This is a genomic window from Salinispora cortesiana (genome assembly GCF_000484695.1).
Classification (GTDB): domain Bacteria; phylum Actinomycetota; class Actinomycetes; order Mycobacteriales; family Micromonosporaceae; genus Micromonospora; species Micromonospora cortesiana.
In genome coordinates this window covers 1-2,299 of record NZ_AXVR01000148.1, presented here as the reverse complement: position 1 = coordinate 2,299, position 2,299 = coordinate 1, and the positions used below count along the sequence as shown (strand labels likewise).

2 protein-coding genes and 1 pseudogene are annotated in these 2,299 nt (G+C 69.1%); all 3 read left to right on the top strand.

The window, feature by feature from the left end:
• Window positions 1–580, top strand: a pseudogene (locus K228_RS0124625) (hypothetical protein); the annotation flags it as partial.
• Window positions 577–1,614, top strand: coding sequence for a type I-B CRISPR-associated protein Cas7/Cst2/DevR (cas7i, locus tag K228_RS0124620; protein ID WP_025620744.1), 1,038 nt, complete (start codon window positions 577–579; stop codon window positions 1,612–1,614). The pseudogene K228_RS0124625 and the gene cas7i, both read left to right, overlap by 4 nt.
• Window positions 1,614–2,294, top strand: a complete 681-nt coding sequence (gene cas5 / locus K228_RS0124615; RefSeq protein ID WP_025620743.1) for a CRISPR-associated protein Cas5 — start codon at window positions 1,614–1,616, stop codon at window positions 2,292–2,294. Before cas7i ends, cas5 begins: the two co-directional genes overlap by 1 nt.
• Window positions 2,295–2,299: the final 5 nt, after the last annotated feature.

Below are 2,299 nucleotides of genomic sequence, written 5' to 3'. Positions count from 1 at the left end.
GGTCGCGCTGGCGCGGAACGCTTTCCGGGATCCGGGCCGGATCGTGGCTACGGCCGGTGGCTGGCTGAGTCGGCGAGCGTGCGCTGGCCGGTTGCCGGCTGGTACGTCTGAGCTGGTGACGTTGTGTATGTCCTACGTCGATGAGGTCATGGGGATGGACCAGGAGAATCTTGCGGAGATCCGGGCGACGGCCGATCGGGTCGGTCAGCTGCTCGGCGAGGGTACCGCTGGGCAGTTCAACAAGTTCTACGCCGCTTTCCGTAAGTCGGCTCTGCTGCGCGGATGGTTGCGTCGGCAGGCGGCGGACTGGGCGTTGCATGGTCCGCGGACGGCCGGCGTGGGCGCTTCGGTGCCGGGACAGTCGTTGGTGAGCGCGCGTGCGTACGAGTTGTTGTTCGATCCCGGGTTGGACAGCCAGGCGTGGTTCCACCGGGAGTTGTTTCTGTTCGCGGTGCTGGAGAAGCTGCATCAGCTCGAGTGGCGGCCGCAGGACGCGGACCAGGCGGCCAAGGAACTGGCCGAGGACGAGGAGGACGCGGTGGAGGACGAGGACCTGGTCGAGGGCAGGGAGACACGATGACCTTCCTGGCGGGCAAGGTGTTAGTCGAGGTCGTCGCGGGTGCGCCGAACAATGGTCAGAGCGAGGACAACGTCGGCAAGGCAAAGTCGATGCGGATCGGCCGCGATGTGTATCCGTACGTGTCGGCGCAGGCGTTCCGGCGGTGGTTGCGGGACTCGATGCCGGCGGAGGAGAAGCGGTCGCCGGTGACCTGGTTGGGTTCCGGTAAGAATAAGAAGCAGCAGGCGTACACGGAAGGCCGCCCGGATTGGTATCTCGACGATGACCTGTTCGGGTACATGGTGGCGATCAAGGGTGGTAAGGGCACCTGCCAGCGGGACACCGTGCTGGCGACCGGCACGATGGTCGCGGTCACGCCCCGGCAGCCGAAGGAAGATTTCGGCACGATGAGCCGGGGGTTCGCGGCGGGCGAGGACCCGGTGCTGCATTGGCACGAGTTCTACAGCGCCGAGTTGGCCGGGGACCTGCTGCTTGATCTGCCACGGGTCGGGGTGTTCGAGACCGGCGGTTCCGGGCTCAAGGTGGCGTTGCCAGCTGCGGCAGCCGCGCAAGCCAAGGCAGCCGGAGCCGACGAAGTGCAGTTCCGGGACACCGCCTGCCTGCGGTTGGGAATCGCGGAGCGGCGCAGACGGACGGCGGTGCTGCTGCGTACGCTTGCCGCCTTGCGGGGCGGCGCCAAGCAGTCGCTGCACTACGGCGACCGGACCCCGGCAATGCTGCTGCTGGCCCCGATGAAGGGCGGGGTCAACCCGTTCACCCGCATTCTGGCCGCTCAGGACGGGCGCACTGTCTTCCGCGCGGACGTCCTGCGGGATGAGTTGCACGCGTGGGAAGACGAGCTGGAAGCGCCGGTGATCCTCGGCTGGGCACCGGGCTTCCTGAGTGACCAGCGGGCCAAGGCGAGCAACGACCTGGCGGATCTGGTCGCCGATGGGAAGGTGATGATCGGGCACCCGCGGACGATGCTGCAGGCCCTGGCCGACCGGATCGAGCAGGGTGAGCACGACGACTGGTTCGAGGAGTCAAAGCGCTGATGGGGAGGCCGGTCAGCGCGTTGGAGGTGACTGTCACCGCGCCGGTCGCCTCGTTCCGCAACCCGCTCTACGCCGCCGTTCAGCTGACTCTCGCGTGTCCGCCACCGGCCACCGTCGGTGGACTGTTGGCGGCGGCCGCCGGTGGATGGGGGCGGGTCGACCCGGACACCCGTTTCGCCATGGCCTTCCGTGCGCGGGGGCGGGGAGAAGATCTGGAGACGTACCATCCGCTGGCGGCGGCCGGCGGTAAGCCGGATCCGACTCCTCGGGGGCGGCAATTCCTTGCCGGGGTGCAACTCACTGTCTGGCTCGTCGGTGACCTTGACGATTGGCGGCGTCGGCTACGCCGGCCGGTGTGGCCGCTGCGGTTGGGGCGCAGCCAGGACCTGGTCGCCGTCGCGGTCCGCGAGGTGGAGCTGCAACCGGGTGGCGGCCGGCAGGGTCATGCGCTGCTGCCGGGGGAGGTGACGCGTTCGGGCACGCGGATGCGTCTGCCCACCGCGGTTTCGCTTGACCGGGCCCGCACCCGGTGGGACGACTACCGCTACCACGAGGCGGGCTCCGCCGAGCGGGTGCCGTCCGGCTGGTCTGCCGCTGGCGGTCAGGTGGTGGTCCTGCTACCGCCAACTCACCCCACGCAGGCCGAGCCGGCAGCGTCCGGGCGATTGGCGCAGGCGTAGCGGGG

What these genes read in the sequence shown, in the direction of transcription:
- cas5 (WP_025620743.1), top strand. Translation starts at nt 1,614, where the DNA reads ATGGGGAGGCCGGTCAGCGCGTTGGAGGTGACTGTCACCGCGCCGGTC.
- cas7i (WP_025620744.1), top strand. Translation starts at nt 577, where the DNA reads ATGACCTTCCTGGCGGGCAAGGTGTTAGTCGAGGTCGTCGCGGGTGCG.